We start from the raw sequence: 512 nt of genomic DNA on the forward strand, positions 1-512 counted from the left end.
TCACTCTAGATAAAGCACGATGCGTGCCAACTTTAAAAAAGCCGTTTTTTAATAGATCCAGGTGCATATCGACGCATTATTAACCAGCATATTCGCAAATTGCATTTGCAAAATGCAATAGCATGCAAATATGCCACTTGTTACATTGCTACTAATCACTTTCTCAGCAAAAAACCAACTACTACTTTATGATTATCCATTAGCTTTCATATTTTTACCCTATACTGCTAATTAATGGGGAAAAATACCTCAGTAAATGGATTTCACGGTTGGTACCTAGGAGAGCTCTATGTTTGCGTTCGTTCGTCAGTTTCCCCTCTATATCATGGTCAGTGTTGTTGCAGGCGTCCCATTATTACTTGCTATTTTTCTTGCGGTTCAGCACACCATCAATTTAAACACTCAGTCCCACCAAGCCCTGAAAGATCAGCAGCTAGTGACCTTAATCACCCACTACGACAACCTTGCGCATAATCTCGCTGTCGAGCGTGGACTAACAGCCGGCGTACTGG

Annotated in this window: 1 pseudogene; it reads left to right on the forward strand. The window is 41.4% G+C overall.

Annotated features, from left to right (window positions below):
• Window positions 1-289 precede the first annotated feature (289 nt).
• A pseudogene (locus R7190_RS30965) lies at window positions 290-512 on the forward strand (chemotaxis protein); the annotation flags it as partial.

The organism is Vibrio sp. 1078-1, from assembly GCF_033340475.1.